General features: G+C 67.6%; 24 protein-coding genes. 3 read left to right on the plus strand and 21 right to left on the minus strand.

Annotated features, from left to right (window positions below):
• Positions 1–120: 120 nt before the first annotated feature.
• The 17 genes from purF to leuC form a co-directional block, all read right to left on the minus strand.
• Positions 121–1653 (minus strand): amidophosphoribosyltransferase, encoded by a 1533-nt coding sequence (gene purF, locus SB786_RS10530; RefSeq protein WP_006760654.1) that lies wholly within the window; start codon positions 1651–1653, stop codon positions 121–123.
• Positions 1654–1704: 51 nt separating this feature from the next.
• Complete coding sequence (locus SB786_RS10535) at positions 1705–2199, minus strand: CvpA family protein (RefSeq protein WP_006755189.1); 495 nt, start codon at positions 2197–2199, stop codon at positions 1705–1707.
• Between the two features lie 6 nt (positions 2200–2205).
• Positions 2206–3048 (minus strand): SPOR domain-containing protein, encoded by an 843-nt coding sequence (locus tag SB786_RS10540; RefSeq protein WP_410727407.1) that lies wholly within the window; start codon positions 3046–3048, stop codon positions 2206–2208.
• 29 nt (positions 3049–3077) lie between these two features.
• Positions 3078–4388: a bifunctional tetrahydrofolate synthase/dihydrofolate synthase gene (gene folC / locus SB786_RS10545; RefSeq protein ID WP_410727408.1), complete on the minus strand. Its 1311-nt coding sequence runs from the start codon at positions 4386–4388 to the stop codon at positions 3078–3080.
• 100 nt (positions 4389–4488) lie between these two features.
• Positions 4489–5361: an acetyl-CoA carboxylase, carboxyltransferase subunit beta gene (gene accD, locus SB786_RS10550; RefSeq protein WP_006761962.1), complete on the minus strand. Its 873-nt coding sequence runs from the start codon at positions 5359–5361 to the stop codon at positions 4489–4491.
• A gap of 66 nt (positions 5362–5427) precedes the next feature.
• Positions 5428–6246 (minus strand): tryptophan synthase subunit alpha, encoded by an 819-nt coding sequence (gene trpA / locus SB786_RS10555; RefSeq protein ID WP_410727555.1) that lies wholly within the window; start codon positions 6244–6246, stop codon positions 5428–5430.
• A 41-nt stretch (positions 6247–6287) separates the two neighbouring features.
• A complete protein-coding gene (locus SB786_RS10560) occupies positions 6288–7139 on the minus strand; it encodes a DNA-methyltransferase (protein ID WP_410727409.1) in 852 nt (283 codons plus the stop codon).
• Between the two features lie 7 nt (positions 7140–7146).
• Complete coding sequence (gene trpB / locus SB786_RS10565; protein ID WP_410727410.1) at positions 7147–8340, minus strand: tryptophan synthase subunit beta; 1194 nt, start codon at positions 8338–8340, stop codon at positions 7147–7149.
• Between the two features lie 56 nt (positions 8341–8396).
• Positions 8397–9098, minus strand: a complete 702-nt coding sequence (locus SB786_RS10570) for a phosphoribosylanthranilate isomerase (RefSeq protein ID WP_410727411.1) — start codon at positions 9096–9098, stop codon at positions 8397–8399.
• Entirely contained in the window at positions 9095–9907 is an 813-nt protein-coding gene (gene truA, locus SB786_RS10575) for a tRNA pseudouridine(38-40) synthase TruA (protein ID WP_410727413.1), read from the minus strand. The genes SB786_RS10570 and truA overlap by 4 nt, the downstream gene beginning before the upstream one ends.
• Positions 9907–12045: a FimV/HubP family polar landmark protein gene (locus SB786_RS10580; RefSeq protein WP_410727414.1), complete on the minus strand. Its 2139-nt coding sequence runs from the start codon at positions 12043–12045 to the stop codon at positions 9907–9909. The genes truA and SB786_RS10580 overlap by 1 nt, the downstream gene beginning before the upstream one ends.
• A 266-nt stretch (positions 12046–12311) precedes the next feature.
• On the minus strand, positions 12312–13433 hold the full coding sequence (asd, locus tag SB786_RS10585; RefSeq protein ID WP_410727415.1) for an aspartate-semialdehyde dehydrogenase: 1122 nt from the start codon (positions 13431–13433) through the stop codon (positions 12312–12314).
• Between the two features lie 81 nt (positions 13434–13514).
• Complete coding sequence (locus SB786_RS10590; protein WP_006754086.1) at positions 13515–13634, minus strand: hypothetical protein; 120 nt, start codon at positions 13632–13634, stop codon at positions 13515–13517.
• 119 nt (positions 13635–13753) lie between these two features.
• Positions 13754–14821 carry a 3-isopropylmalate dehydrogenase gene (leuB, locus tag SB786_RS10595; RefSeq protein WP_410727416.1) on the minus strand — a complete coding sequence of 356 codons (1068 nt, stop codon included), beginning with the start codon at positions 14819–14821 and terminating at the stop codon, positions 13754–13756.
• Positions 14822–14896: 75 nt separating this feature from the next.
• Positions 14897–15547, minus strand: coding sequence for a 3-isopropylmalate dehydratase small subunit (gene leuD / locus SB786_RS10600; protein ID WP_006756677.1), 651 nt, complete (start codon positions 15545–15547; stop codon positions 14897–14899).
• Positions 15548–15612: 65 nt separating this feature from the next.
• Positions 15613–15759: an entericidin A/B family lipoprotein gene (locus SB786_RS10605; RefSeq protein ID WP_410727417.1), complete on the minus strand. Its 147-nt coding sequence runs from the start codon at positions 15757–15759 to the stop codon at positions 15613–15615.
• A gap of 3 nt (positions 15760–15762) precedes the next feature.
• Positions 15763–17172, minus strand: coding sequence for a 3-isopropylmalate dehydratase large subunit (gene leuC, locus SB786_RS10610; RefSeq protein ID WP_175738726.1), 1410 nt, complete (start codon positions 17170–17172; stop codon positions 15763–15765).
• A 239-nt stretch (positions 17173–17411) separates the two neighbouring features.
• Here leuC and SB786_RS10615 point away from each other — a divergent pair, with 239 nt between their 5' ends.
• Both SB786_RS10615 and SB786_RS10620 read left to right on the plus strand, forming a co-directional pair.
• Positions 17412–17744 carry a cupin domain-containing protein gene (locus SB786_RS10615; protein ID WP_410727418.1) on the plus strand — a complete coding sequence of 111 codons (333 nt, stop codon included), beginning with the start codon at positions 17412–17414 and terminating at the stop codon, positions 17742–17744.
• 124 nt (positions 17745–17868) lie between these two features.
• Positions 17869–18594 carry a glutathione S-transferase gene (locus SB786_RS10620; RefSeq protein WP_410727419.1) on the plus strand — a complete coding sequence of 242 codons (726 nt, stop codon included), beginning with the start codon at positions 17869–17871 and terminating at the stop codon, positions 18592–18594.
• Between the two features lie 340 nt (positions 18595–18934).
• Here SB786_RS10620 and SB786_RS10625 read toward each other — a convergent pair whose 3' ends face one another.
• The 4 genes from SB786_RS10625 to SB786_RS10640 form a co-directional block, all read right to left on the minus strand.
• The gene (locus tag SB786_RS10625; protein WP_410727420.1) at positions 18935–19399 is read right to left on the minus strand and encodes an Lrp/AsnC family transcriptional regulator; all 465 of its coding nucleotides are present in this window, start codon (positions 19397–19399) and stop codon (positions 18935–18937) included.
• A gap of 101 nt (positions 19400–19500) precedes the next feature.
• A complete protein-coding gene (locus SB786_RS10630) occupies positions 19501–20259 on the minus strand; it encodes a dimethylarginine dimethylaminohydrolase family protein (RefSeq protein WP_410727421.1) in 759 nt (252 codons plus the stop codon).
• 247 nt (positions 20260–20506) lie between these two features.
• Positions 20507–21760, minus strand: coding sequence for a DUF1479 domain-containing protein (locus tag SB786_RS10635; protein ID WP_410727422.1), 1254 nt, complete (start codon positions 21758–21760; stop codon positions 20507–20509).
• 111 nt (positions 21761–21871) lie between these two features.
• On the minus strand, positions 21872–22261 hold the full coding sequence (locus tag SB786_RS10640; protein ID WP_410727423.1) for a VOC family protein: 390 nt from the start codon (positions 22259–22261) through the stop codon (positions 21872–21874).
• Positions 22262–22332: 71 nt separating this feature from the next.
• On the opposite strand from SB786_RS10640, the gene SB786_RS10645 reads away from it, so the two are divergent.
• Positions 22333–23310 carry a helix-turn-helix domain-containing protein gene (locus SB786_RS10645; protein ID WP_410727424.1) on the plus strand — a complete coding sequence of 326 codons (978 nt, stop codon included), beginning with the start codon at positions 22333–22335 and terminating at the stop codon, positions 23308–23310.
• Positions 23311–23359 lie beyond the last annotated feature (49 nt).

Consider the following 23359-nt stretch of genomic DNA (forward strand, 5'->3'; position numbering starts at 1 on the left):
GGGCCGGCTCTCGCCGGCCTTCGCTTTAGCTGTTTTGGGAAGTCGCCCCGCGTCCGCAAGCTGAATCAAATCGACGCAAGGCCACATCCTAGCACGCTTCGTCCGAAGCGTGCGCCGGCATCACTCGACCGACAGCTGCAGGTTCATCTGCGAACGCGCGGTGTCGCCGGCCGTGTCGCGATCGGCCTGCGACGCCGGGGCGAGGCGTGCGCGCTCGATCGCATCGAGGTACTCGGGCGTCACGGCGCCGGTGATGTAGTTGCCGTCGAAGCACGACGCCTCGAAGCGTTCGAGCTTCGGGTTGATGTCGCGCACCGCGCGGCGCAGGTCGTCGACGTCCTGGTAGATCAGGTAGTCGGCGCCGATGATCTTCGCGACTTCGTCGTCGGTGCGTCCATGCGCGACCAGCTCGCCGCGCGTCGGCATGTCGATGCCGTACACGTTCGGGAACTTCACGGGCGGCGCCGCCGACGCGAAGATCACCGACTTCGCGCCCGCATCGCGCGCCATCTGCACGATCTCGTGCGAGGTCGTGCCGCGCACGATCGAGTCGTCGACGATCAGCACGTTCTTGTCCTTGAACTCGATGCTCATCGCATTGAGCTTCTGGCGCACCGACTTCTTGCGCACGGCCTGGCCCGGCATGATGAAGGTGCGGCCGACGTAGCGGTTCTTGAAGAAACCTTCGCGATACTCGACGCCGAGCTTCGCGGCGACCTGCATCGCAGCCGGACGCGACGAATCGGGAATCGGCATCACGACGTCGATCGGCACGTTCGGCAGTTCGCGCTTGATCTTCTCGGCGAGATAGTCGCCCATGCGCAGGCGCACGTTGTAGACCGGCACGCCGTCGAGGCACGAATCCGGACGGGCCAGATACACGTATTCGAACATGCACGGATTCAGCGTCGGGTTCTCCGCGCACTGCTGGCTGTGGAAGTTGCCGGCCTTGTCGATGAAGACCGCTTCGCCCGGTTCCAGGTCACGCACGAATTCGAAACCGATGCCTTCGACCGCCACCGACTCCGACGCGACCATCCATTCGGTGCCGTGCTCGGTTTCGAGCTTGCCGATGCACAGCGGGCGGATGCCGAACGGGTCGCGGAACGCGAGCAGGCCGTAGCCGGCGATCAGCGACACGATTGCGTACGAACCCTGCAGGCGGCGATGCACGCCCGACACCGCCTTGAACACCGACGCCGGATCGAGCTCGAGGCCCGTGGTCGACAGTTGCAGCTCGTGCGCGAACACGTTGAGCAGCACTTCGCTGTCGGAGTTGGTGTTGATGTGCCGGCGGTCGATCCGGAACATCTCGTCCTTCAACTGCATCCAGTTCGTCAGGTTGCCGTTGTGCGCGAGGATGATCCCGAACGGCGCGTTCACGTAGAACGGCTGCGCCTCGGCTTCGCTCGACGCCGAGCCGGCCGTCGGATAGCGGACCTGGCCGATGCCGAAGGTGCCGGGCAGGCTGCGCATGTTGCGCGTGCGGAACACGTCGCGCACCATGCCGTTCGCCTTGTACATGTGGAAATTGCTGCCGTCCGCCGTCGCGATGCCCGCTGCGTCCTGACCGCGATGCTGCAGCAGCAGCAGGCTGTCATAGATCAGCTGATTGACCGGGGATTGGGAGATAACGCCTACGATGCCGCACATGGCATGTCCTTCAAGATGACAAAATCGGTTCCGTCCTGCCCGGCCGCGTCGTCACACGCGCACGTACTGGGCCATGCCGTCGGGCAGGAGCTGCTTCAGCTCGTGCACGCCCTGTTCGGCGAAAGGACGCAAGAGCGCATTGCGCCAGAAATCCTGTTTGGGCAATTCGGTCAGCCCGGCCGCCGCGACCAGCAGCACTACCAGCACGCAGCCGCGGACGAGCCCGAACATCATGCCCAGCGAGCGATCGACTCCGCCGAGGCCCGTCGCTTGCGCGATCCGCGACAACAGCGCATTCGCGACACCTGCGACGAACACGACGCCGATCACGATCAGCGCGAACGCGAGCACCCACTGTGTGAGCGCGCCGCCCGGCCAGTTCGCCGGAATATACGGCACCACCAGCCCGACATAGCGTGCAGCGATCACGACCGCCACGATCCAGCCGATCAACCCGAAAATCTCAGAGACGAAACCGCGCCATGCGCCACGCAGCGCAGACAACGCGATCACCGCCAATACAGCGTAGTCGAAAGCCGTCAGCATCGCACGTTACTGCGTCAGTCCGGCTTCGCGCACCTTCGCGATCGCGGCGGACGCCGCCGCGCGATCCGCAAACGGGCCGGCACGCAGCAGTGTAGCCGTGCTGCCGTCCGCCTGCTTGCGATGCTCGACATATGCGGGCACACCCGCCGATTTCAACTTGGTGGCCCACGAACGGGCCGTCGTGTCGTCCTTGAACGAACCGAGCTGCACCGCGAAGCGCGCACCGGCCGGCGATGCCGGCGACGACGCGTCGCCGCTGTCGGCCGCGGCGTCGGCGTTCGCGACCGTCGCGGGCGCCGGCGCCGGCTTCGGCGCGACCGGCTTCGCCGCGGGGGCGGCCGGCTTCGCAGCGGGCTTCGGCGGCGTCACGCTCGCCGTGGTCGTCGAGGTCGTGGCATCGGGTTTGGCGGCCGGCTTGGCCGTATCCTTCGGCGCGGGCGCGGCCGCCACCGCGACATCGGAGGCCGGCGGCTCGTCATGCGCGACGCCCGCCTGCACGTCGGGGGCATCGTCGTCACGCGGCGCGACCGCCTGATGCGCAGGCCGGTTCGGAATATCGATCGCGATGTCGTCCGTCACCGGCTTCGGGTGCGAATCGAGCACCATCGGCAGCACGATCACCGCGCCGACGACGAGCGCGATCGCGCCGACGAGACGCCGGCGGGCGCGTTGTTTTTCAGGAAGGGTCGGATCGACAAGCAGTGCGTCCGATTCCGGACGCTCGGTGCGGCGCGTGCGTCGCTCGACGCGTTCAGTGCGCTCCGTGCGCACGTTCCGGGAGGCCCCGGTACGACCGCCGCGCCGGGTGGGCGCGTCGTCGTCTTTCTTGCCGAACGAGAAAATTCCCATGAATGGCTGAGTCCGAAACTGCCCGACAGTCAGTGTTGCTGCGATTTCCGGTAGGCCATCACACCGGCCACCGTATGGAAACTGCCGAAAACCACGATTCTATCATTCTCGGATGCTCTTTTTAGTGCATCTCGAAATGCTTCCGCCGGCGACGCGAACCGCGTGACGCTCGAATCGGCTCCGTCCTCCACGCCTGCCTTGCGCAGCGCGGCTTCGAGCTGCTCCGCGCTCGCCGCGCGCGGCAGCGGCAGGTCGGTCACGCACCAGTGGTCGACCTCCCCCGCCAGGTGCCGCAGCACGCCGTCGATGTCCTTGTCGTGCATCGCGCCGAACACCGCGTACGTGTACGGGAAGAAGCCCATGTTGCCGAGGTTCTGCTCGAGCACGGCCGCCGCATGCGGGTTATGGGCGACGTCCAGCACGATCGCCGGCTTGCCGGGCAGCACCTGGAAGCGCCCCGGCAGCTCGACGTTCGCGAGCCCGAGCCGGATATCCTGCGCGGACACCGGCAGCACCGGGCGCAGCGCCTCCAGCGCGGCCAGCGCGGCCGATGCATTGATCAGCTGGTTCGCGCCGCGCAGCGCCGGGTAGGCGAGCGCCGGATAGCGCTTGTCGCGGCCGAGATAGCTCCATTGCTGGCGCTCCGCGCCCGGCTGCGCTTCATAGCGAAAATCGCGACCGACCAGCCACAGGTCGGCGCCGATCGCGGCGGCATGGTCGATCAGCGTGTTCGGCACGGCAGGATCGCCGCAGATCGCCGGCTTGCCCGCGCGGAAGATGCCGGCCTTCTCGAACGCGATCTTCTCGCGCGTGTCGCCCAGGTATTCGGTGTGGTCGATGTCGATGCTCGTGACGATCGCGCAGTCGGTATCGATGATGTTGACCGCGTCGAGCCGGCCGCCGAGGCCGACTTCGAGGATCACGACGTCGAGCCCGCGCGACGCGAACAGGTGCAGGATCGCGAGCGTCGTGAATTCGAAGTACGTGAGCGATACCGGCTCGGGCAGCGACGTGCGCGCCGCTTCGACGGCTTCGAAGTGCGGCAGCAGGTCGGCATCGCTGACCTGCTGCCCGTTCACGCGTGCGCGCTCGGCGAATTCGAGCAGGTGCGGCGACGTGTGGCAACCGACCTTGTAGCCCGCGTGAACGAGGATCGCCTCGAGGAACGCGCAGGTCGAGCCCTTGCCGTTCGTGCCGCCGACCGTGATCACGGGGCACGCGAATTCGAGCTGCAGCGCCGCCTTGACCTGCCCGATGCGGGTGAGGCCCATGTCGATGCCGACCGGGTGCGCGCGTTCGAGATGCGAAAGCCACGCGTCGAGAGTGGGAAAAGTGCTCATCGGATCAAATCTGAATCGGTACCGCCACTACGCCAAAAAACGAAACGCGCCGCCCGGCGGTTCAGCCGGGCGACGCGCGCAGTTCACAACGCCGCGCCGATCAGGCCAGCGCGTCGGCCGGCTGTCGCTGCAGCAGCGCGAGCAGCTGTGCGATCTCGTCGCGCATCTTGCGGCGGTCGACGATCATGTCGATCGCGCCCGTCGTCAGCAGGAATTCCGCGCGCTGGAAGCCTTCCGGCAGCTTCTCGCGAACCGTCTGCTCGATCACGCGCGGGCCGGCGAAACCGATCAGCGCCTTCGGCTCCGCGATCACGACGTCGCCGAGGAACGCGAAGCTCGCCGACACGCCGCCCATCGTCGGGTCGGTCAGCACCGAGATGAACGGCAGCTTGGCTTCGGCCAGCTTGGTCAGCATCGCGGTGGTCTTCGCCATCTGCATCAGCGACAGCAGGCTTTCCTGCATCCGTGCGCCGCCCGACGCCGTGAAGCAGATGAACGGCACCTGCTGCTCCAGCGCATTCTGCGCGCCGCGCGCGAAACGCTCGCCGACGACCGAACCCATCGAGCCGCCCATGAACGAGAACTCGAAACAGGCCGCGACCACGGGCAGCGTGTGGATCGCCCCGCCCATCACGACCATCGCGTCGGTCTCGCCCGTCTCGTCCATCGCTTCCTTCAGACGATCGGGGTACTTGCGGCTGTCCTTGAACTTCAGCGAGTCGACCGGCACGATTTCCTGGCCGATTTCATAGCGGCCTTCCGGATCGAGCAGCCCGTCGAGGCGCTCGCGCGCGCCGATGCGCATGTGGTGATCGCACTTCGGGCACACGTGCAGGTTCGCGTCCACGTCGTTGCGGTACAGCACGGCCTCGCAGGACGGGCATTTGACCCACAGGCCTTCCGGAATGCCCTTGCGGCTTTTCGGGTCGGTCTGCTTGATCTTCGGCGGCAACAGTTTGTCGAGCCAGCTCATCGTGTATGGTTTCCTGTTCCGTGGCGGGGCGGGCCGACCGGCCCGTTCCCGCCTCCTGTGTTGTGTTTATCGCGCCGTCTTGCCGGCGCTGTCCAGGGCGGCGCGCAGCTCGGCGATGAATGTCTTCAGCGCGGCGGCGGCGCCTTCCGGCGCGGCGCTCTCGAGCAGTTGCACCAGGCGGCTGCCGATCACGACGGCGTCCGACACTTCGGCCACCGCGCGCGCCGTTTCGGCGTCGCGGATGCCGAAGCCGACGCCCACCGGAACCGGCACGCGCGACTTGATGGCCGGGATTTTACCCGCAATGCTCGAAACATCCAGATTTCCGGCGCCGGTCACGCCCTTGAGCGACACGTAGTACACGTAGCCGCTCGCGATCTTGCCCACGTCGGCGATGCGCTCGTCGGTCGACGTCGGGGCGAGCAGGAAGATCGGATCGATCTGCGCGGCACGCATTTTCTCGGCGAACACGCCGGCTTCCTCGGGCGGATAGTCGACGACGAGCACGCCGTCGACGCCGGCTGCCTGCGCTTCGACCGCGAACGCGTCGACGCCCATCCGCTCGATCGGGTTCGCATAGCCCATCAGCACGACGGGGGTCTTCTGGTCGGTGTCGCGAAAGCGCTTCACGTCGGCGAGCACGCTCTTCAGCGTGACGCCGCGCGCGAGCGCGCGCTCCGACGAGCGCTGGATCACCGGGCCGTCGGCCATCGGGTCCGAGAACGGCACGCCGAGCTCGATCACGTCGGCGCCGCCTTCGGCGAGCGCGTGCATGAATTCGACGGTCTTCGCGGGATCGGGGTCGCCGGCCGTGATGAACGGGATCAGGCCCTTGCGGCCTTGTTCGGCGAGTGCGGCGAAGGTCTGCTGGATACGGGTGGACATGGCAATTTTCCTAGTTGCGATCGGCATTGCGGCGGCGCGACTCACGCGCACGCCCGCACGTCGAGCGCGTTCACGCGCTCGTGCGCGATCGCGCAATAACTTTCGTTGATCTCGTAGCCGACGAAGTCGCGCCCCTGCCGTGCGCAGGCCACCGCGGTCGTGCCGCTGCCCATGAACGGATCGAGCACGCGGCCGCCCGGCGGGCAGCTTGCGAGCACCATCCGCTCGATGATTTCCAGCGGCTTCTGGGTCGGATGATCGACGCGCTCCGCGTGCTGCCGATGCAGGCGCGAGACCGACCAGACGTCCTTCGGGTTGTAGCCCATCTCCAGCCACTTGCTGCCTTCGAACAGCTTGCGCGAGCGGGCCTTCTTCGTGTCGGCGTCGTACGGGATGCGGACCGGATCGAGATCGAAGTAATACGCTTTGGAAACCGCGAAAAAGCCGATGTTGTCGTGCACCGACGTGAAACGGCGCGTCGTGCCGCCCATGCTCGGCACGCGCCGGTCCCAGATGATCTCGTTGACCATCGTGAGCTTCGTCTTCAGGAAGCTGAAGATTTCCGGCGCGTACTGCCACGTGCAGAAGATGTACATCGACCCGCTCGGCTTGAGCTTCGGAATCGCGAGCTCGAGCCACTCGCGCGTCCACGCGAGAAACACGTCGCCCGAACGCTTGTCCGAGTCGTTGCCGTAGTCCTTGCCGAGCCCGTACGGCGGATCGGCGACGATCAGGTCGATCGACGCATCCGGCAGGCGCGCGGCTTCGGTCATGAAATCGCGGTTGTGCAGTTCGATCCCGGACGGCAGTGCGCACGGCACGGCGACGGCGGGCTGCCCCGCCTCCGCTTCGCTCGCGGCGCCGCCGCCCGGCTGTTCGATCAGGTCACGCATCGGTCGGTCAGAGCGCGATGCCCGATCGCTCGGCGACTGTGTGCATGTCCTTGTCGCCGCGGCCCGACAGGTTGACGAGCAGGATCTTGTCCTTCGGCAACGTCGGCGCGAGCTTCACGCCATACGCGATCGCGTGGCTCGACTCGAGCGCGGGGATGATCCCCTCGATCCGGCAGCAGTCGTGGAACGCCTTCAGCGCCTCGTCGTCGGTGATCGGCACGTATTGCGCGCGGCCGCTGTCCTTCAGCCATGCGTGCTCGGGGCCGACACCCGGATAGTCGAGACCGGCCGACACCGAATGCGTCTCGATGATCTGGCCGTCGTCGTCCTGCAGCAGGTACGTGCGGTTGCCGTGCAGCACGCCGGGGCTGCCGGCGATCAGCGACGCCGCGTGACGGCCGGTGTCGAGGCCGTCGCCGGCCGCTTCGACGCCGATCAGCTGCACCGACGTGTCGTCGATATACGGATAGAAGATGCCCATCGCGTTCGAGCCGCCGCCGACGCACGCAATCACCGCGTCCGGCTGCCGGCCGGCGAGTTCCGGCATCTGCACCTTGCACTCGTCGCCGATCACGCGCTGGAAGTCGCGCACCATCGCCGGATACGGGTGCGGGCCCGCGACCGTGCCGATGATGTAGAACGTGCTTTCGATGTTCGTGACCCAGTCGCGCATCGCTTCGTTCAGCGCGTCCTTCAGCGTGCGCGAACCCGATTCGACCGGCACGACCGTCGCTCCAAGCAGCTTCATCCGGTAGACGTTCGCGGCCTGGCGGCGCACATCCTCGGCGCCCATGTAGACGATGCACTCCATCCCGAAGCGCGCGCAGATCGTGGCCGTCGCGACGCCGTGCTGGCCGGCGCCCGTCTCGGCGATCACGCGCTTCTTGCCCATGCGCTTGGCAAGCAGCGCCTGGCCGATCACGTTGTTGATCTTGTGCGCGCCGGTGTGGTTCAGGTCCTCGCGCTTCAGGTAGATCTGCGCGCCGCCGAGCGTCTCGCTCCAGCGCTGCGCGTGATAGATCGGCGACGGACGGCCAACGAAGTGCTTCAGTTCGCGCTCGTATTCGGCGACGAAATCGGGGTCGTTCCGGAATTTTTCATACGCGGTGCGCAGTTCGTCCAGCGCGTGAATCAGCGTCTCGGCGACGAACACGCCGCCATACGGGCCGAAATGGCCGTGATCATCAGGAAGGTTGTACATGGTGTCACTCTCGATCGGTCGGCGCGCCCCGCGTTCGGGGGTCGCACCGTCTTGCATCACCGGGCGTCCGCTTCGCGCACCGCGCGTACGAACGCCGCCATCCGGGCGTGATCCTTCACGCCCTTCGCGCCCTCCACTTCGATGCCACTCGAGACATCGACAGCAAACGGGCGCAACTGGCGGATCGCATCACCGACGTTTTGCGCGCTCAAGCCACCACTCAAAACGGCCCGATGCGCGAGCTCTGCGGGAATAAGAGACCAATCGAAGACCTTGCCGCTACCGCCGTAGTCCGGCACCAGGGTGTCGAACAGGAGGCCGCGCGCTTTCGAATAATGAAGTGCCGATTCTACCAAATCGGCCGGCTGAGTCGAGGGGCCGACGCGCACCGCGCGCAACCACGGCAGGCGTGCCGCACGGCCAAGCGCGTCGCACTGCTCGGGCGTCTCGTCGCCGTGGAATTGCAGCACCGTGAGCGGCACCTCGCGCACGACCGAGTCGATCTCGGCTTCGGTCGCGTTCACGAACAGCCCGACCACCGACACGAACGGCGGCGCGAGCCGCGCCAGTTCGGCCGCCTGCGCGATCGACACCGCGCGCGGGCTCTTCGGATAGAACACGAGGCCGATCGCGTCGGCGCCGAGTGCCGCGGCGTGCAGCACGTCCTCGGGGCGCGACAGGCCGCACAGCTTGATGCGCGTGCGCGGCGCGAGGCCGGTCGCGGCGGAGGTCGGAGAAGGCACGGCGTGATCCGTCATGATGGTAGGTCCAGATCGGCCCAGACGCTGCTCCACGGCACGCTGCCGAGTTGCGCGGGCGGGACGGCGAATTCCGCCGGGTAGCCGACATGGGCAAGATACAGCCCGTCGGCCATGAACGTGGGCGCGGCGAGATTGCGGTCGCGCCCGGCCAGCACGTCGGCGAGCCAGTCCGCCGGATAGCGGCCGCGCCCGACCGCGACGAGGCAGCCCATCAGGTTGCGCACCATGTGGTGCAGAAATGCGTTCGCGCGGAAGCGGAAATGAATGAAGTGGCCGGCGCGCCGCACGTCGATCTGATACAGGTGTTTGACCGGCGTCTTCGACTGGCATTCCGACGACCGGAACGACGAGAAGTCATGCTCGCCGATCAGGTGCGCGGCGGCGGCGCGCATCGCGTCGTCGTCGAGCGGCGTGTGGATCCATCCCGCACGGCCGGCCAGCATCGGCGAGCGCACGGGATGCACGTACAGCACGTAGTAATAGGTGCGCTCGAACGCCGCGAAACGCGCGTGGAACGTGTCCGGCATCGGTTTCGCCCACTGCACGGAAACGGTCGACGGCAGGAACGCGTTGGTGCCGCGCACCCACGAAAAATCCGTGCGGTCGAGATCCGTGTCGAAGTGCACGACCTGCCCGAGCCCGTGCACACCCGTATCGGTGCGCCCCGCGACCGTCGTGTGCAACGGCACGCACGCGAATTCGCCGAGCGCGCGTTCGAGCGCGTCCTGCACGGTCTTGCCGTGCGGCTGCGCCTGCCAGCCACAGAACGCCGCGCCGTCGTACTGAATCCCCAGCGCGATCCGCATTACGCCTCGTCCGCCAGTTTCGCGAGCAGCGCACGCGCATCGTCGCGCGTCGCGGCGTCGTTCGCGTCGATCACCTCCTGCAGCAGCGTGCGCGCGCCTGACAGGTCGCCCAGTTCGACGTATTCCGACGCGAGATCCAGCTTGTTGCGCGCGATGCGCGCGAGCTCTTCCGGCGTCAGCGCGGGCAACGCGGCCCCCGGCGCGGACGGCAGGTCGAGATCGAAATCCAGGTTCAACGCGCCGAACTGTGCGCCACCGAGCGGCGGCAGCGACGACGGCGCGGATGCACCGCCCGCGTGAGCTGCGGGCGTTGCCGCATCCGGATCCCCGTCGAACTCGTCATCCTGGTCGGCCGGGTGTTCCGGTGACGGATCGTTCGCACCAACCGGCGGGTACGACGCGGATTGACCGTTAGTTGCGATTTGCTCGCTTTCGGCTTGCCCTTCCCGTGCGGCCGGCTCGTCCGCCTGACGCGGCGGCAACGGCATGTCGAGGCTGTTGAGCGCGCTGATCGCGTTCTGCATCAGCGCCGCGTGCTGGGCGTCGTTCGTCGAAGGCGCCGCAGGCGTTTGCAGCGGCTCGTCCGCGGCCGTTTCCGCGACGGGTGTCACGTCGCGCAAGGCCGGCGCTGCGTCGCGCTCGAGCGCGGCGTGCGCGGACGGTGCTTCCGGTTGATCGTCGTGCGGCTTCGCGGTTTCCGGCGACGACGCGAGCTCGGCTTCACGCGTGTCGACGGCCCCCGCCGCTGCCGCGGTAGCCGCGGTAGCCGCGGTAGCCGCCGTAGCCGCGGTAGCCGCCGTAGCCGCCGTAGCCGCGATCAGATTCACACCGGCCGCCGCGTCGCGTGCAAGCGGCGTCTCGGGAAGGATCGGCGGCAAGGGTTCGACGGGCAACGGCGATGCGCCCGCATCGCCGGCAGCTGCTCCGCCGGATTCCGGGGTGATCGCATCGGCCGGCCGCGCTTTCCGGCGCTTGCGCCACGCGAACCAGGCCGCGAGAACGAGTACGGCCGCGCCTGCCACTGCAGTCGGACGCCAGTCGATCTGTGCCGCGCCGCGCGCGGGCGCGGCGGTCGTGACCGGCACGGCCGGCTGCACGGGCGCCGATGCCGGCTGCACCGCGCTGGCAACCACACCGGACGCCGCTTCGCTCGCGGCCGAGGAGGCCGAAGGCGAGGACGCGGCGGATGCACCCGCGTCATTCGCGGCGGGGCGCGGGGCAACGGGCGCCGGAGCCGGCGCTCGCGCCGGTGCAACGTGGTTCGTGTCGGCCGGCTTGCCGATCCCGTGCTTCTGCAGTTCCATCAGCACGCGGTTCTTCAGCGCGAGCAGTTGCTGGAGGCTCGACGGCCGTGGCTGCGACGCGCCCGCGACGGGTGCCGCCGCGGACGGTTCGTGCATGCCTTGAGCCTGTCCACCCGGTGCGAGTTGGCTAGCGGCTTCGCTCGCGGACGACGGTGCGGACTGGATCGCGCCGCTCCAAACGTGCGGCCCGCTTGCGCCAGCCGCAGGCGCTGCCGGCTGAACGGGCTCGACCGTCGACGCGCCATGCGCGGCCGATGCGCCGATCGGAGCCGACGCCCCAGCCGCCGCCGCGACGCTTGCACCGCTGGCCGGCGCCGCATGCGCAGCCGATGCGGCCGGCGCGCCTTGCACGGCCGACCCCGGGTGCGGCGCGGACGCGCCATGCTGCGCGACTGCGGCCGTGCCGGACGCGGCTACCGCCGCCGACGCTGCCGCTGACACCGCCGATGCACCGGACGCGCTCGACGCACCGGCCGGCACGAGCGCCGCGCCCGTGGCGTCGAGCGCCGGCACCGTCAGCGTTGCGCCGACTTTCAAGCGGCTCGGGTCGCGCTTCATGAACGCCTGCGGGTTGGCGTCGAACAGCGCACGGCCGGCGCGTGCGAGCACGGCCGGGTCGTGCGACTGCGTGGCCGCTTTCGCGAGGTCGTTCAACGACTGGCCCGGCTGGACCGTCACATTGAGCGGCGCAGGGGCGCCGGCGGCGGACGCCGCCAGTTCGCCGGTGTCGGCCGCCCAGGCCGATACGGCCGTGCCGAGCGCCAGGATCGCCAGCGCGCCACGCACGGCGCGCGACAGACGGGACTGACGCGGAAACAAGGAAATTCGGGACATCGTAGGCTCAATCGCCGCGCGCGGGCGCGGCTCGGATTCGCGTAGGGAAGCGTCAATAAAGTCGCCGCGGAAATGCAAAAGCGTCGCGCAGAACGCGACGCTTTCGGCGACTCTGCGCGTCGTAACCGCATAGTTTACTTCACACGATCGGGTTCCGGCCGAATTCGTCGCCGACGGATGCGGCCGTCCATGCCCGGCGCCGACCAATGAAAAACGCCTGCCGCCCCGCAAGGGGCTAGCAGGCGTCTCGCTTCGCGCGCCGATCCTTACTTGTCGAGCAGGATACGCAGCATGCGGCGCAGCGGCTCGGCCGCGCCCCACAGCAGCTGGTCGCCGACCGTGAACGCCGACAGGTATTCGCCGCCCATCGCGAGCTTGCGCAGGCGACCGACCGGCACCGTCAGCGTGCCGGTGATCTTCGCCGGCGACAGGTCACGCATCGACGCTTCACGCTCGTTCGGCACGACCTTCACCCAGTCGTTCGCCGACGCGAGGATGCCGTTGATTTCGTCGAGCGGAACATCCTTCTTCAGCTTGATCGTCAGCGCCTGCGAGTGGCAGCGCATCGCGCCGATTCGCACGCACAGGCCGTCGACCGGAATCGAGCCCGGCTCGCCCATGGCCGGCTTGCCGAGGATCTTGTTGGTTTCCGCGCCGCCCTTCCACTCTTCCTTCGACATCCCGTTGCCGAGATCCTTGTCGATCCACGGAATCAGCGAACCGGCGAGCGGCACGCCGAAGTGGCTCGTCGGCATCGCATCGCTGTTCATCGTCGCGAGCACGCGGCGATCGATGTCGAGAATCGCGGAAGCCGGATCGGCGAGCTGCTCCTGCACTGCACCGTGCAGCGCACCCATCTGCGACAGCAGTTCGCGCATGTTCTGCGCGCCCGCGCCCGATGCGGCCTGGTAGGTCATCGCCGTCATCCAGTCGACGAGGTTCTCGCGGAACAGGCCGCCGAGCGCCATCAGCATCAGGCTGACCGTGCAGTTGCCGCCGACGAAGTTCTTCGTGCCGTTGACGAGCGCGTCCTTGATCACGTCGAGGTTGACCGGATCGAGGATGATGACCGCGTCGTCCTTCATCCGCAGCGACGAAGCCGCGTCGATCCAGTAGCCGTTCCAGCCGGCCGCGCGCAGCTTCGGGAACACGTCGTTCGTGTAGTCGCCGCCCTGGCACGTGATGATCACGTCGCACTTCTTCAGCTCGTCGACGTTGGTCGCGTCCTTGAGCGTAGTCTCGTTTTTCGCGAACGACGGCGCCTTGCCGCCCGTGTTGCTGGTGCTGAAAAACACCGGTTCGATCAGGTCGAAATCACCTTCTTCCTGCATGCGTTGCATCAGCACGCTGCCGACCATGCCGCGCCAACCTACGAGACCTACGTTCATGACTAACCCTTTGAATGGAGCTTCCCCGCCATTTCCGTCCCCGCGTGACCGCGCGGGGAAACAGGCGGGCACGACGGACGATCAGCGTTTAATGATCGTTTTCGTGGTAATGGTTTTCGTGATGACGATGGCGCGCGTACCCGCACGGGCAATGTTGCCGTGGAGTTTCAGGACCGGGGAGATCAGGGAAATCAGCGCCATCGTTCGAGTCTACACAAAGCCGGTTGCCCGCACAACGGCCAACCCTGCGCGAACCGGCCGATTTCACGACCCGTTCGCGCCCTTTCTACATTAACTGTCGTACGTAATCGCCATGCGCGTTACAGCGCGGCGACGACCGCATCGCCCATCGCCGCCGTGCCGACCTGCTTGCAGCCCGGCGTCGCGATGTCGCCCGTACGATAGCCTTGTTCGAGCACCGTTTTCACCGCGTGCTCGATGCGCTCGGCCTGCTCGGCGCGATTCAGCGAGTAGCGCAGCAACATCGCGGCCGAGAGGATCGTCGCCAGCGGGTTCGCGATGCCCTTGCCCGCGATGTCCGGCGCCGAACCGTGCGACGGCTCGTACAGACCCTTGTTGTTCTTGTCGAGCGACGCCGACGGCAGCATGCCGATCGAGCCCGTCAGCATCGACGCTTCATCCGACAGGATGTCGCCGAACATGTTGCCGGTCACGATCACGTCGAACTGCTTCGGCGCCTTCGCGAGCTGCATCGCCGCGTTGTCGACGTACATGTGCGACAGCTCGACGTCCGCGTATTCCTTCGACACGTCGATCATGATGTCGCGCCAGAACTGCGACGTTTCGAGCACGTTCGACTTGTCGACCGACAGCAGCTTCTTCGCGCGCTTTTGCGCGGCCTGGAACGCGACGTGCGCGATGCGGCGCACTTCCGGTTCCGAGTAGCGCATCGTGTCGAAGCCTTCGCGCGCGCCGGCGAACGGGCCGTCCGGCGCGGCGCGCACGCCGCGCGGCTGGCCGAAGTAGATGTCGCCGTTCAGCTCGCGCACGATCAGGATGTCGAGGCCCGCGACCAGTTCCGGCTTCAGCGGCGACGCATCGACGAGTTGCGGATAGCAGATCGCCGGGCGGAAGTTCGCGAACAGCTCGAGGTGCTTGCGCAGCCCGAGGATCGCCTGCTCCGGGCGCAGCGCGCGTTCGAGCGAGTCGTACTTCCAGTCGCCGACCGCACCGAACAGGATCGCGTCCGCTTCCTTCGCGAGTTTCAGCGTCGCGTCCGGCAGCGGATGACCGCTCGCCTCGTAGCCCGCGCCGCCGACCGGCGCCTGCTCGAGTTCGAACTGTTCGTCGAGGGCGTTCAGCACCTTGACGGCTTCGTTGACGATTTCCGGACCGATGCCGTCGCCGGGCAGCACTGCAATCTTCATGCGTTATTCCTGACTGGGTAGGTGTGGGTGGCAGGTCGGCGAGCGAGCGTCATGCGCGCCCGCCCGAAGGCAATCTCAGCCGACCAGCTTGTTGTTGAGCCACGGCTGCTTCGCGAGCCGCTCGGCTTCGAACTGGCGGATCTTGTCCGCGTGACGCAGCGTCAGGCCGATGTCGTCGAAGCCGTTCAGCAGGCAGTACTTGCGGAACGCGGCGATGTCGAACGGATACTCACGGCCGTCGCCCGTGCGCACGACCTGGGCGTCGAGGTCGACCGTCAGTTGATAGCCGTTGAACGCATACGTGTCGTTGAACAGGTGATCGACCTGCTGCTCGGTCAGCACGATCGGCAGCAGACCGTTCTTGTAGCAGTTGTTGAAGAAGATGTCGGCGAAGCTCGGCGCGATGATCGCGCGGAAGCCGTACTGCTGCAGCGCCCACGGCGCGTGCTCGCGCGAGCTGCCGCAGCCGAAGTTCTTGCGTGCGAGCAGCACCGATGCGCCCTGGTAGCGCGGCTGGTTCAGCACGAAGTCCGGGTTCAGCGGGCGCTTCGAGTTGTCCTGGCCCGGCTCGCCATGGTCGAGGTAACGCCATTCGTCGAACGCGTTCGGACCGAAGCCCGTGCGCTTGATCGACTTCAGGAACTGCTTCGGGATGATCGCGTCGGTGTCGACGTTCTCGCGATCGAGCGGCGCCACGACGCCGGTATGCACTGTGAATTTTTCCATGATCCGTCTATCCGGTTGAAGGGCCGGCATTCAGCCGGCGCACATCGACAAATTCCTGGCGGACGTCAGTCCGCGGCGCGCTGCAGCGCGCTGCCGGCGGCATTGACGTCCTGGCCGAAGCCTCGGACGGTATTGCAGCCCGCAAGGCCGAAGCCCAGCCCCGCGAGCGCCAGCGCGGCAACCAGCCGCGCGATGAGCTTCGATGCCGTCACGCGTTACCCCAGTTGGCGAATGTCGACGAAGTGGCCTTCGATCGCCGCCGCCGCCGCCATCGCGGGGCTCACCAGGTGCGTGCGACCGCCCGTGCCCTGCCGGCCTTCGAAGTTGCGGTTCGACGTGGATGCGCAGCGCTCGCCCGGATCGAGCCGGTCAGCGTTCATCGCGAGGCACATCGAGCAGCCCGGCTCACGCCATTCGAAGCCCGCATCGGTGAACACCTTGTCGAGCCCTTCGCGCTCGGCTTGCGCCTTCACGAGGCCCGAGCCCGGCACGACCATCGCGAGCCGCACGTTCGATGCGATGCGGCGGTTCAGCTTCTTCACGACATACGCGGCCGCGCGGATGTCCTCGATGCGCGCGTTCGTGCACGAACCGATGAAGATCTTGTCGACCTTGATCGACTCCATCGGCGTGTTCGGCTCGAGCGCCATGTAGGCCAGCGCGCGTTCCATCGCGTCGCGCTTGACCGGATCCTTCTCGCGCTCGGGATCGGGCACGCGACCGTCGATCGACGTGACCATTTCCGGCGACGTGCCCCACGTGACCTGCGGGACGATCTCGGCTGCGTTCAGCTCGACGACGCGGTCGAACTGCGCGCCTTCGTCGGACTTGAATTCGCGCCAGTACTCGACGGCCTGGTCCCATTCCGCGCCGGTCGGCACGAACGGACGGCCTTTCAGGTAGTCGATCGTCGTGTCGTCGACGGCGACCATGCCCGCGCGCGCGCCGGCTTCGATCGCCATGTTGCAGACGGTCATCCGGCCTTCCATCGTCAGCGCGCGGATCGTCGAGCCGCCGAATTCGATCGCGTAGCCCGTGCCGCCGGCCGTGCCGATCCTGCCGATGATCGCGAGCACGATGTCCTTCGCGGTACAGCCGCGCGGCAGTGCGCCCTCGACCTTCACGAGCATGTTCTTGCTCTTTTTCTGCAGCAGCGTTTGCGTCGCGAGCACGTGCTCGACTTCCGACGTGCCGATGCCATGCGCGAGCGCACCGAACGCGCCGTGCGTCGACGTGTGCGAATCGCCGCAGACGATCGTCATGCCCGGCAGCGTCGCGCCCTGCTCCGGCCCGATGATGTGCACGATGCCCTGGCGTACGTCGTTCATCTTGAACTGCGTGATGCCGAACGCGTCGCAGTTCGCGTCGAGCGTGTCGACCTGCAGCTTCGAGACCGGATCGGCGATGCCGTGGCTGCGATCCGTGGTGGGGACGTTGTGGTCCGACACGGCCAGGTTCGCGCTGATGCGCCACACCGGGCGGTGCGCGACGTTCAGCCCTTCGAATGCCTGCGGGCTCGTGACTTCGTGCAGCAGCTGGCGGTCGATATAGAGCAATGCCGTGCCGTCGTCCTCGGTGTGGACGACGTGGGTATTCCACAGTTTGTCGTAGAGAGTCTGTGCCATGGGTATGCGGGGTCGTTGTGACTACAAGCCTTGCGGATGCGATCGATTATGCCACGCAGAATGCGCCACCGCGCAGGCGCGACGCGAAAAAACCCATTAAAAACAGTGGTTTGGCTGGTAGTGCCAATACCTGTATCGGCATTACCCGGCAAACGGCGTTCACGCCGGGCCGGATTCCGGCATACGATGGGACGACGCACGTCTGAACGTCCCCACGAACGGACCCGGAGCACACCACGATGAAGCTCGGCCTGAACGAATCGCTCGCCCGCCTCGACGCTGAAGGCACGCTGTTCACGACGCTGTTTCGCCACGGCACGCTCGACATCGAGTTGTACCGGCCGCGCGGCGAGGACCTGCAAACGCCGCATACGCGCGACGAGGTCTACGTGATTGCCGCGGGCACGTCGCGGTTTGTCCTCGACGGACGCGAATACGGCGTCGCGGCCGGCGACGTGCTGTTCGTGCCCGCGTTCGCGGCGCACCGCTTCGCCGGCTTCTCCGACGACTTCTCGACCTGGGTGTTCTTCCATGGCCCGGAAGGCGGCGAGCGCAGCGAGCGCGGCCCCTGACACGACGCGCGGCACTTCCCGCTCGATCTCCTAGACTGTCTATTCGCAACGGGCGGCGCACGGCCGCCCGCCCCGCCACCACGATGCGCGCAACCCCGCCGCATCGACCGGACAGGAGCAATGCATGCAATACGAACTCTATTACTGGCCCGAAATCCAGGGCCGCGGCGAATACGTGCGGCTCGCGCTCGAGGCGGCCGAGGCCGACTATGTCGACGTCGCGCGCGAATCGGGGCGCGGCATGGGCGTGTCGGCGATGATGCGCATGATGGACAGCACGAAGGACGAATGCGTGCCGTTCGCGCCGCCGTTCCTGAAGGCCGGCGACGTGGTCGTCGGGCAGGCCGCGAACATCCTGCTGTTTCTCGGCGCGCGGCTCGGGCTCGCGCCCGACGACGAAGCGGGGCGGCTGTGGGTGCATCAGCTCCAGTTGACCGTCGCCGATTTCGTCACCGAGATCCACGACACGCATCACCCGATCGGCAGCGGCCTGTACTACGAGGACCAGAAGGCCGAAGCCGCCGAGCGCGCGGCCGATTTCCTCGAGCACCGGCTGCCGAAATACCTCGGCTACTTCGAGCGCGTGCTCGAGCAGAACCCGCACAAGGGCGGCTATCTCGCCGGCAGCGCGCTCAGTTACGCGGACCTGTCGATATTCCAGCTGATCGAAGGCCTGCGCTACGCGTTTCCGAAGGCGATGAAGCGCGCGGAGCGCAAGGTCGAGGGACTCGTCGGCCTGCACGATCGCGTCGCGCGGCATCCGCCGATCGTGCGTTATCTCGAGTCCGAACGCCGCATTCCGTTCAACGACATGGGGATCTTCCGGCACTATCCGGAGCTGGACAAGTAACGTCGATTCCGGCGCGGACCGGCGTCTCGTGACGATGACGCCACACGGTCAGGCCATTCGCTTCACGCGGGAACAGGGCCGTCGAGCGCCGCACCGTGCGGCGCCGATCGCGATCATCGCGATGTGGCGGCCCTGCAGCCGGCGCTTGAGCGCCGTCCCGGACGGCGCGGCCGTCTGCGCTGCCGCTTGCAAAGCATCCATGGCATTCATCCTGATTGGAATCGGGCCGCTCGAATTGATTCGGAATACCAATCGATCGACCCGGTTATTCGCTGCGAAAACCGGTTCTGCCCGCCGGACCGCTCGTCCGCTGCCGGCGGCCCCGACGCGCGCTGCCGCGTCAGACGATGCTGCGCTTGATCGTCTGCAACTCGGCGGTCGTCACGATCTTCTCGATCCGGAACCGCGGGCTTTCCAGCCACACGTTCGCGATCCGCCGGTATTCGTCGAGATCCTCGCACGCGAGCCGCACGAGAAAATCGAACGTGCCGCTGACGAGCCAGCAGTCGAGCACGGCCGGATTGGTCCGCATTTCGTCCTCGAACGGGGCCTGCGAACGCCCGTGATCGGCCAGCACGATCTGCGCGATCACGACGATCGGCTTGGTCGCGCGCGGCGCGTTGATCACCGCGCGGTAGCCTTCGATCACGCCGAGCGCCTCGAGGCGCTCCACGCGCGCCTGGCATGGACGCGGCGTGAGGTTCACGAGCTCCGACAGCTTGCGGTACGAAATCCGACCGTCGGTACGCAGGATGTCGAGGATCCGGAGATCGATCTTGTCGAGCTGCATCTTCTTGTCGGTCATCCGCGTTCGCTCCGGTCGGGTCGTGGCTGGTGCGCGGAGCGTCTCGTCCGTTTCCGCGCGGGGGCCACATTATCCGGCCGAAGCGGCCGCGCGCCAATCGGCTAGAAGCGCAGCGACAGGCAGGTCAGGCCGCCGTCCATCTTGCGGAATTCGCTCGTGTCGATCACGTGCAGCGGCAGCCCGAGCGAGCCGATCGCGTCGTGCACGCGCGGATAGCCGGCCGGCGTGATCAGCGTGCCGTTCACGCGCAGCGTGTTGCCCGCGTATTCGTCGGCGGCCGAGATCGCGATCCGGCGATAGTCGGCGAACGCCGGATGCGCGGCCAGCGCGTCGGTCACGAGCAGCGTGTCGTCGCCGAGCGCGTTGACCACCGACTTCAGATGCAGGCCCGCGCCGACCGGCACCGCGACGACCGAATAGCCGTAGCGCGACACCAGCGCTTCGAACGCGGCGATGCCTTCGGCGTCGGTGCGGCCCGTGAGGCCGATGTAGAAGCGCTTGCCGACCAGCATCACGTCGCCGCCGTCGAGACGGCCCGCCTGCATCGGCAGCAGGTCGCGATGCGCGCCGAGCGCGGCTTCGATGTGCACCGTCTCGCCGCGCCGCGCGGGCGCGCCGGGGCGTGTGATCACCGCGAATTCGGGCGTCACGACGGCGACGTCCTCGACGAAATGCGAATCGGGGAATGCGTCGAGCGGCGGCAGCTCGGTCAGCTCGACCCCGAGCCCGCGCAGCGCGTCGCAGTATGCGTGGAACTGCGTGAGCGTCTTGTCGTAGTCGGGCGCGCCGAGCGTGGCGGTGGTGAGACCCGCGCCACAGGACGGCGCGGGACGGCGAACGATCGCTTGCGTGAATTGCATCGAGTCCTCCATGGTCACGCTGTCCCCGTGCGGCGCACGGGGCAACTGCGTTGTGTCCGGACCATTATCGGAAGCCAAATTGCGCAATTCGCGTCGATTTCTGGCGCGCCCGCAGCCGATTGCGTCGAATTGAACGCGCGGCGCAGCGGAATCCGCGGACGGCCGGTGCAAGCGCGCGATCGGCCGATTCCGCGTGCCGGAGCGTCCGCTGCGGCCGCTGCTGCGGCCGATGCTGCCGCCGCAACCGTCATGCAGCGACCGGCCCGAGCCCCATCTGCGCACGGCCAAGCGCCGTGAGGTCGCCCTCGCCGCCGCGTCCGTCGAATTCGACCTCGAAATGATCAGCCGGGAAATCCGGCGGGCTGTCTCCGCGCAGGAACGCGAGCCGCTGGCGCTGCAGGTACGCGTCGTTCTTCGCGCAGCCGGGCGCGGCCGCGATGTACATCACGTTGCTGTCGCCGCTGCCGCGATGCGCATCCTCGACCGCGTGCACGACGTCGCCATGCCAGAACACGGCGTCGCCCGGCTCCATGTGCGGAATTGGCACCAGCGCGTCGAGCAGCAGCGCATGCCATTCGGGCAGGATCGACAGCGCGCGGCCCGGACGCGCGCCGCACAGGTCGTCGTCGGCGACGTCGTCCTGCAGCGCGCGCAGCACGACGTACGCCATCGCGTTCGCAACCGGAATCAGCTGCAGCGTGCCGTCGCCGGGCCCCTGCGGCGTGAGCGCGGTCCAGCCCTGGAACGTGCGGAACATCGAGCATACCGCCGGCGACGGAATCTCCTCGACATCGGGACGAAACGCGGCGTCGAACGGATCGTAATCGCGCCAGCGGCCGCCCAGCACGTGGCGATAGACCTGCCGGAAATTCGCGCCGAGCCAGCGTTCGACCGAGCCGCCGTCGACATGCGGCGACAGCCCGAGCGACGTGGAGCCCGGCGGGCGGCGTCGGATCCGGTCCGCATAGGCCGGCACCTGGCCGGGATCGACATGCATGCGCTGGCCGTCCGCATGCCGCCACAGGCGGTTCATGAACACGCGTGCCTGCGTGAGCGCCGGCGACTGGCGCGCGGCCACCTGCGGCTTCGACCAGTAGACGCCGTAGATCTGCGGCTTGCCCGACGCGAGGTTGCCGAAGTAGCGGTCCTCGGCACGCGCATCCAGCCGCTCGGCGAAGCGGTTCGCATCCAGGTACGCGCCGATCTCGTCATTCCAGTCACGCGCCTGCGCCGCGTCGAACACGCCGCGGATCACCGCCGCGCCGTGCGTGCGGATCGCGGCGATCGCCTGCGGATCGACGGTGCCATTCGCGATATCCGCGAACCGCAGCACCGGAATCACGTCGTGGCCGTGCGCGTGTGCACGGCGGATCGCGTCGACCTGCCGCGCGATATCGCCCTCCAGTTCGCGGAACGTGGCCGCGTAACCGGGCAGGTCGGCGCGCAGCGCCCTTTTCGCCGTGCGGATCGCGGCCGGCAAGTCGTCGATCGTCAGGTGCATCGCTGTCTCCTCATGGAATCGTGTCGTGACGAGCACTCAGCGTACGGCCGACGCACGGTTGCGATCGACACTATCCGGCCAACAATCGATATAATCCTGACAACCAGCTCGCTACTCGGGACGATGGCAGACCACGCACAGCTTGTTGCCGTCCGGGTCGCGGAAATACGCGCCGTAGTAGTCGCGGTGATAATGCGGCCGCAGGCCCGGCGGCCCTTCGCAGGTGCCGCCGTGCTGCAGTGCGAGCGCATGGCAGCGGTCGACCTGCGCACGCGTTTGCGCGTCGAACGCGATCGTATGGCCATTGCCCGGTTCCGGCGCGCGGCCGTCGAGCGGCCGACCGAAGAAGAACAGCGGCCGGTCGGCGTCGGCCGGCATCCAGCCCGACCAGCCGTCCGGCTCGCTGAATTTCAGACGCAGCCCGAGTTCCGCGAACAGCGGCGCGTAGAAGTCGTGCGCGCGCGCGGTATCGCGGACGCCCACGCAAACATGTGAAAACATGGCATCGCTCCGTCGTGACGATCGATCACGATCATGCCACGGGGCGCTGCCGCGCTCGACCGGAGGTCGCGATGAAACCGCAGTACGAGCATGTGGCGTTCGCCCCCGGCTGTTCGATCCGCGTGTACCACCGCCAGCTCGCGCGCATTCCGTTCGAATGGCATCGCCATCCCGAGTACGAACTGACGCTGACACTGAACAGCCACGGCCGACGCTTCGTCGGCGATCACGTCGCCCGCTACGCGGACGACGACCTGGTGCTCGTGCCGCCCAACCTGCCGCATACGTGGTCGTCGAATGCGCGCATCGATCGAGAGGCGCCGGAAGTCGCGCTCGTCGTCTGGTTCGACGGCGACTGGGCGCGGCGCGTGGCCGACTGCTGTCCCGAGTACGCGCCGCTGCGCTCGCTGCTGCGGCGCGCGGCGCCCGGCCTGGCTTTCGACGCCGATACAGCCCGCGCGATGCGCGAGCGACTGCCGCGGTTGCTCGACCCTTCGCAGCGCGTACGCCTCGCGGCCGCACTCGACACGCTTGCCGAACTTGCGGAAGCCGGCGGCGAGCCGCTTGCCACCGCGCAGGCTTACGGCCGGGCCGACACGGCAACGTCAGTGGCCGACTCCGCCGCGCCGGAAGCCGAGCGCCTCGATCGCGTGCTCGATGCGATCGACCGGCATTTCCACGAGCCGCTGCGCATCGACGCGCTCGCCGCCGTCGCACACATGTCCGAGCGCACGCTGCAACGGCTGTTCGTGCGGCACCTCGGCGAAAGCGTCGGCCGCTACGTGCAGCGGCTGCGGCTCGCGCATGCGTGCCGCCACCTGGTCGGCACCGACTGGCCGATTGCAACGGTGGCCGCACGCTGCGGCATTCCGAATGCCGCGAACTTCAACCGCCAGTTCCTCGCCGCGCGCGGGATGACGCCCGGCGCTTACCGGCAGTTCTTCGCGCAGCACGGCCGCGCGCCCGACGCCGAGGCGCCGCCGCTCGACACGCGGCCGCCGTCGCTGGACCACCGCACCGGATCAGGCGAACCTGCGCCGCGCAAATGAAAACACCCCGGCGGGATGACCCACCGGGGTGTCGGGGCATTGCGATTGG

The organism is Burkholderia sp. SIMBA_062 (genome assembly GCF_046534765.1).
Lineage (GTDB): Bacteria > Pseudomonadota > Gammaproteobacteria > Burkholderiales > Burkholderiaceae > Burkholderia > Burkholderia ambifaria.

Coding starts and splice junctions, on each gene's coding strand:
- SB786_RS10620 (WP_410727419.1), top strand. CDS start 17,869: ATGCAATACGAACTCTATTACTGGCCCGAAATCCAGGGCCGCGGCGAA.
- leuD (WP_006756677.1), bottom strand. CDS start 15,547: ATGGAAAAATTCACAGTGCATACCGGCGTCGTGGCGCCGCTCGATCGC.
- SB786_RS10540 (WP_410727407.1), bottom strand. CDS start 3,048: ATGGGAATTTTCTCGTTCGGCAAGAAAGACGACGACGCGCCCACCCGG.
- folC (WP_410727408.1), bottom strand. CDS start 4,388: ATGAGCACTTTTCCCACTCTCGACGCGTGGCTTTCGCATCTCGAACGC.
- SB786_RS10590 (WP_006754086.1), bottom strand. CDS start 13,634: ATGGCGCTGATTTCCCTGATCTCCCCGGTCCTGAAACTCCACGGCAAC.
- truA (WP_410727413.1), bottom strand. CDS start 9,907: ATGCGGATCGCGCTGGGGATTCAGTACGACGGCGCGGCGTTCTGTGGC.
- leuC (WP_175738726.1), bottom strand. CDS start 17,172: ATGGCACAGACTCTCTACGACAAACTGTGGAATACCCACGTCGTCCAC.
- leuB (WP_410727416.1), bottom strand. CDS start 14,821: ATGAAGATTGCAGTGCTGCCCGGCGACGGCATCGGTCCGGAAATCGTC.
- SB786_RS10560 (WP_410727409.1), bottom strand. CDS start 7,139: ATGCGTGACCTGATCGAACAGCCGGGCGGCGGCGCCGCGAGCGAAGCG.
- trpB (WP_410727410.1), bottom strand. CDS start 8,340: ATGTACAACCTTCCTGATGATCACGGCCATTTCGGCCCGTATGGCGGC.
- SB786_RS10615 (WP_410727418.1), top strand. CDS start 17,412: ATGAAGCTCGGCCTGAACGAATCGCTCGCCCGCCTCGACGCTGAAGGC.
- SB786_RS10625 (WP_410727420.1), bottom strand. CDS start 19,399: ATGACCGACAAGAAGATGCAGCTCGACAAGATCGATCTCCGGATCCTC.
- SB786_RS10635 (WP_410727422.1), bottom strand. CDS start 21,760: ATGCACCTGACGATCGACGACTTGCCGGCCGCGATCCGCACGGCGAAA.
- accD (WP_006761962.1), bottom strand. CDS start 5,361: ATGAGCTGGCTCGACAAACTGTTGCCGCCGAAGATCAAGCAGACCGAC.
- SB786_RS10580 (WP_410727414.1), bottom strand. CDS start 12,045: ATGTCCCGAATTTCCTTGTTTCCGCGTCAGTCCCGTCTGTCGCGCGCC.
- SB786_RS10570 (WP_410727411.1), bottom strand. CDS start 9,098: ATGACGGATCACGCCGTGCCTTCTCCGACCTCCGCCGCGACCGGCCTC.
- trpA (WP_410727555.1), bottom strand. CDS start 6,246: ATGTCCACCCGTATCCAGCAGACCTTCGCCGCACTCGCCGAACAAGGC.
- SB786_RS10535 (WP_006755189.1), bottom strand. CDS start 2,199: ATGCTGACGGCTTTCGACTACGCTGTATTGGCGGTGATCGCGTTGTCT.
- SB786_RS10640 (WP_410727423.1), bottom strand. CDS start 22,261: ATGTTTTCACATGTTTGCGTGGGCGTCCGCGATACCGCGCGCGCGCAC.
- SB786_RS10630 (WP_410727421.1), bottom strand. CDS start 20,259: ATGCAATTCACGCAAGCGATCGTTCGCCGTCCCGCGCCGTCCTGTGGC.
- SB786_RS10645 (WP_410727424.1), top strand. CDS start 22,333: ATGAAACCGCAGTACGAGCATGTGGCGTTCGCCCCCGGCTGTTCGATC.
- purF (WP_006760654.1), bottom strand. CDS start 1,653: ATGTGCGGCATCGTAGGCGTTATCTCCCAATCCCCGGTCAATCAGCTG.
- asd (WP_410727415.1), bottom strand. CDS start 13,433: ATGAACGTAGGTCTCGTAGGTTGGCGCGGCATGGTCGGCAGCGTGCTG.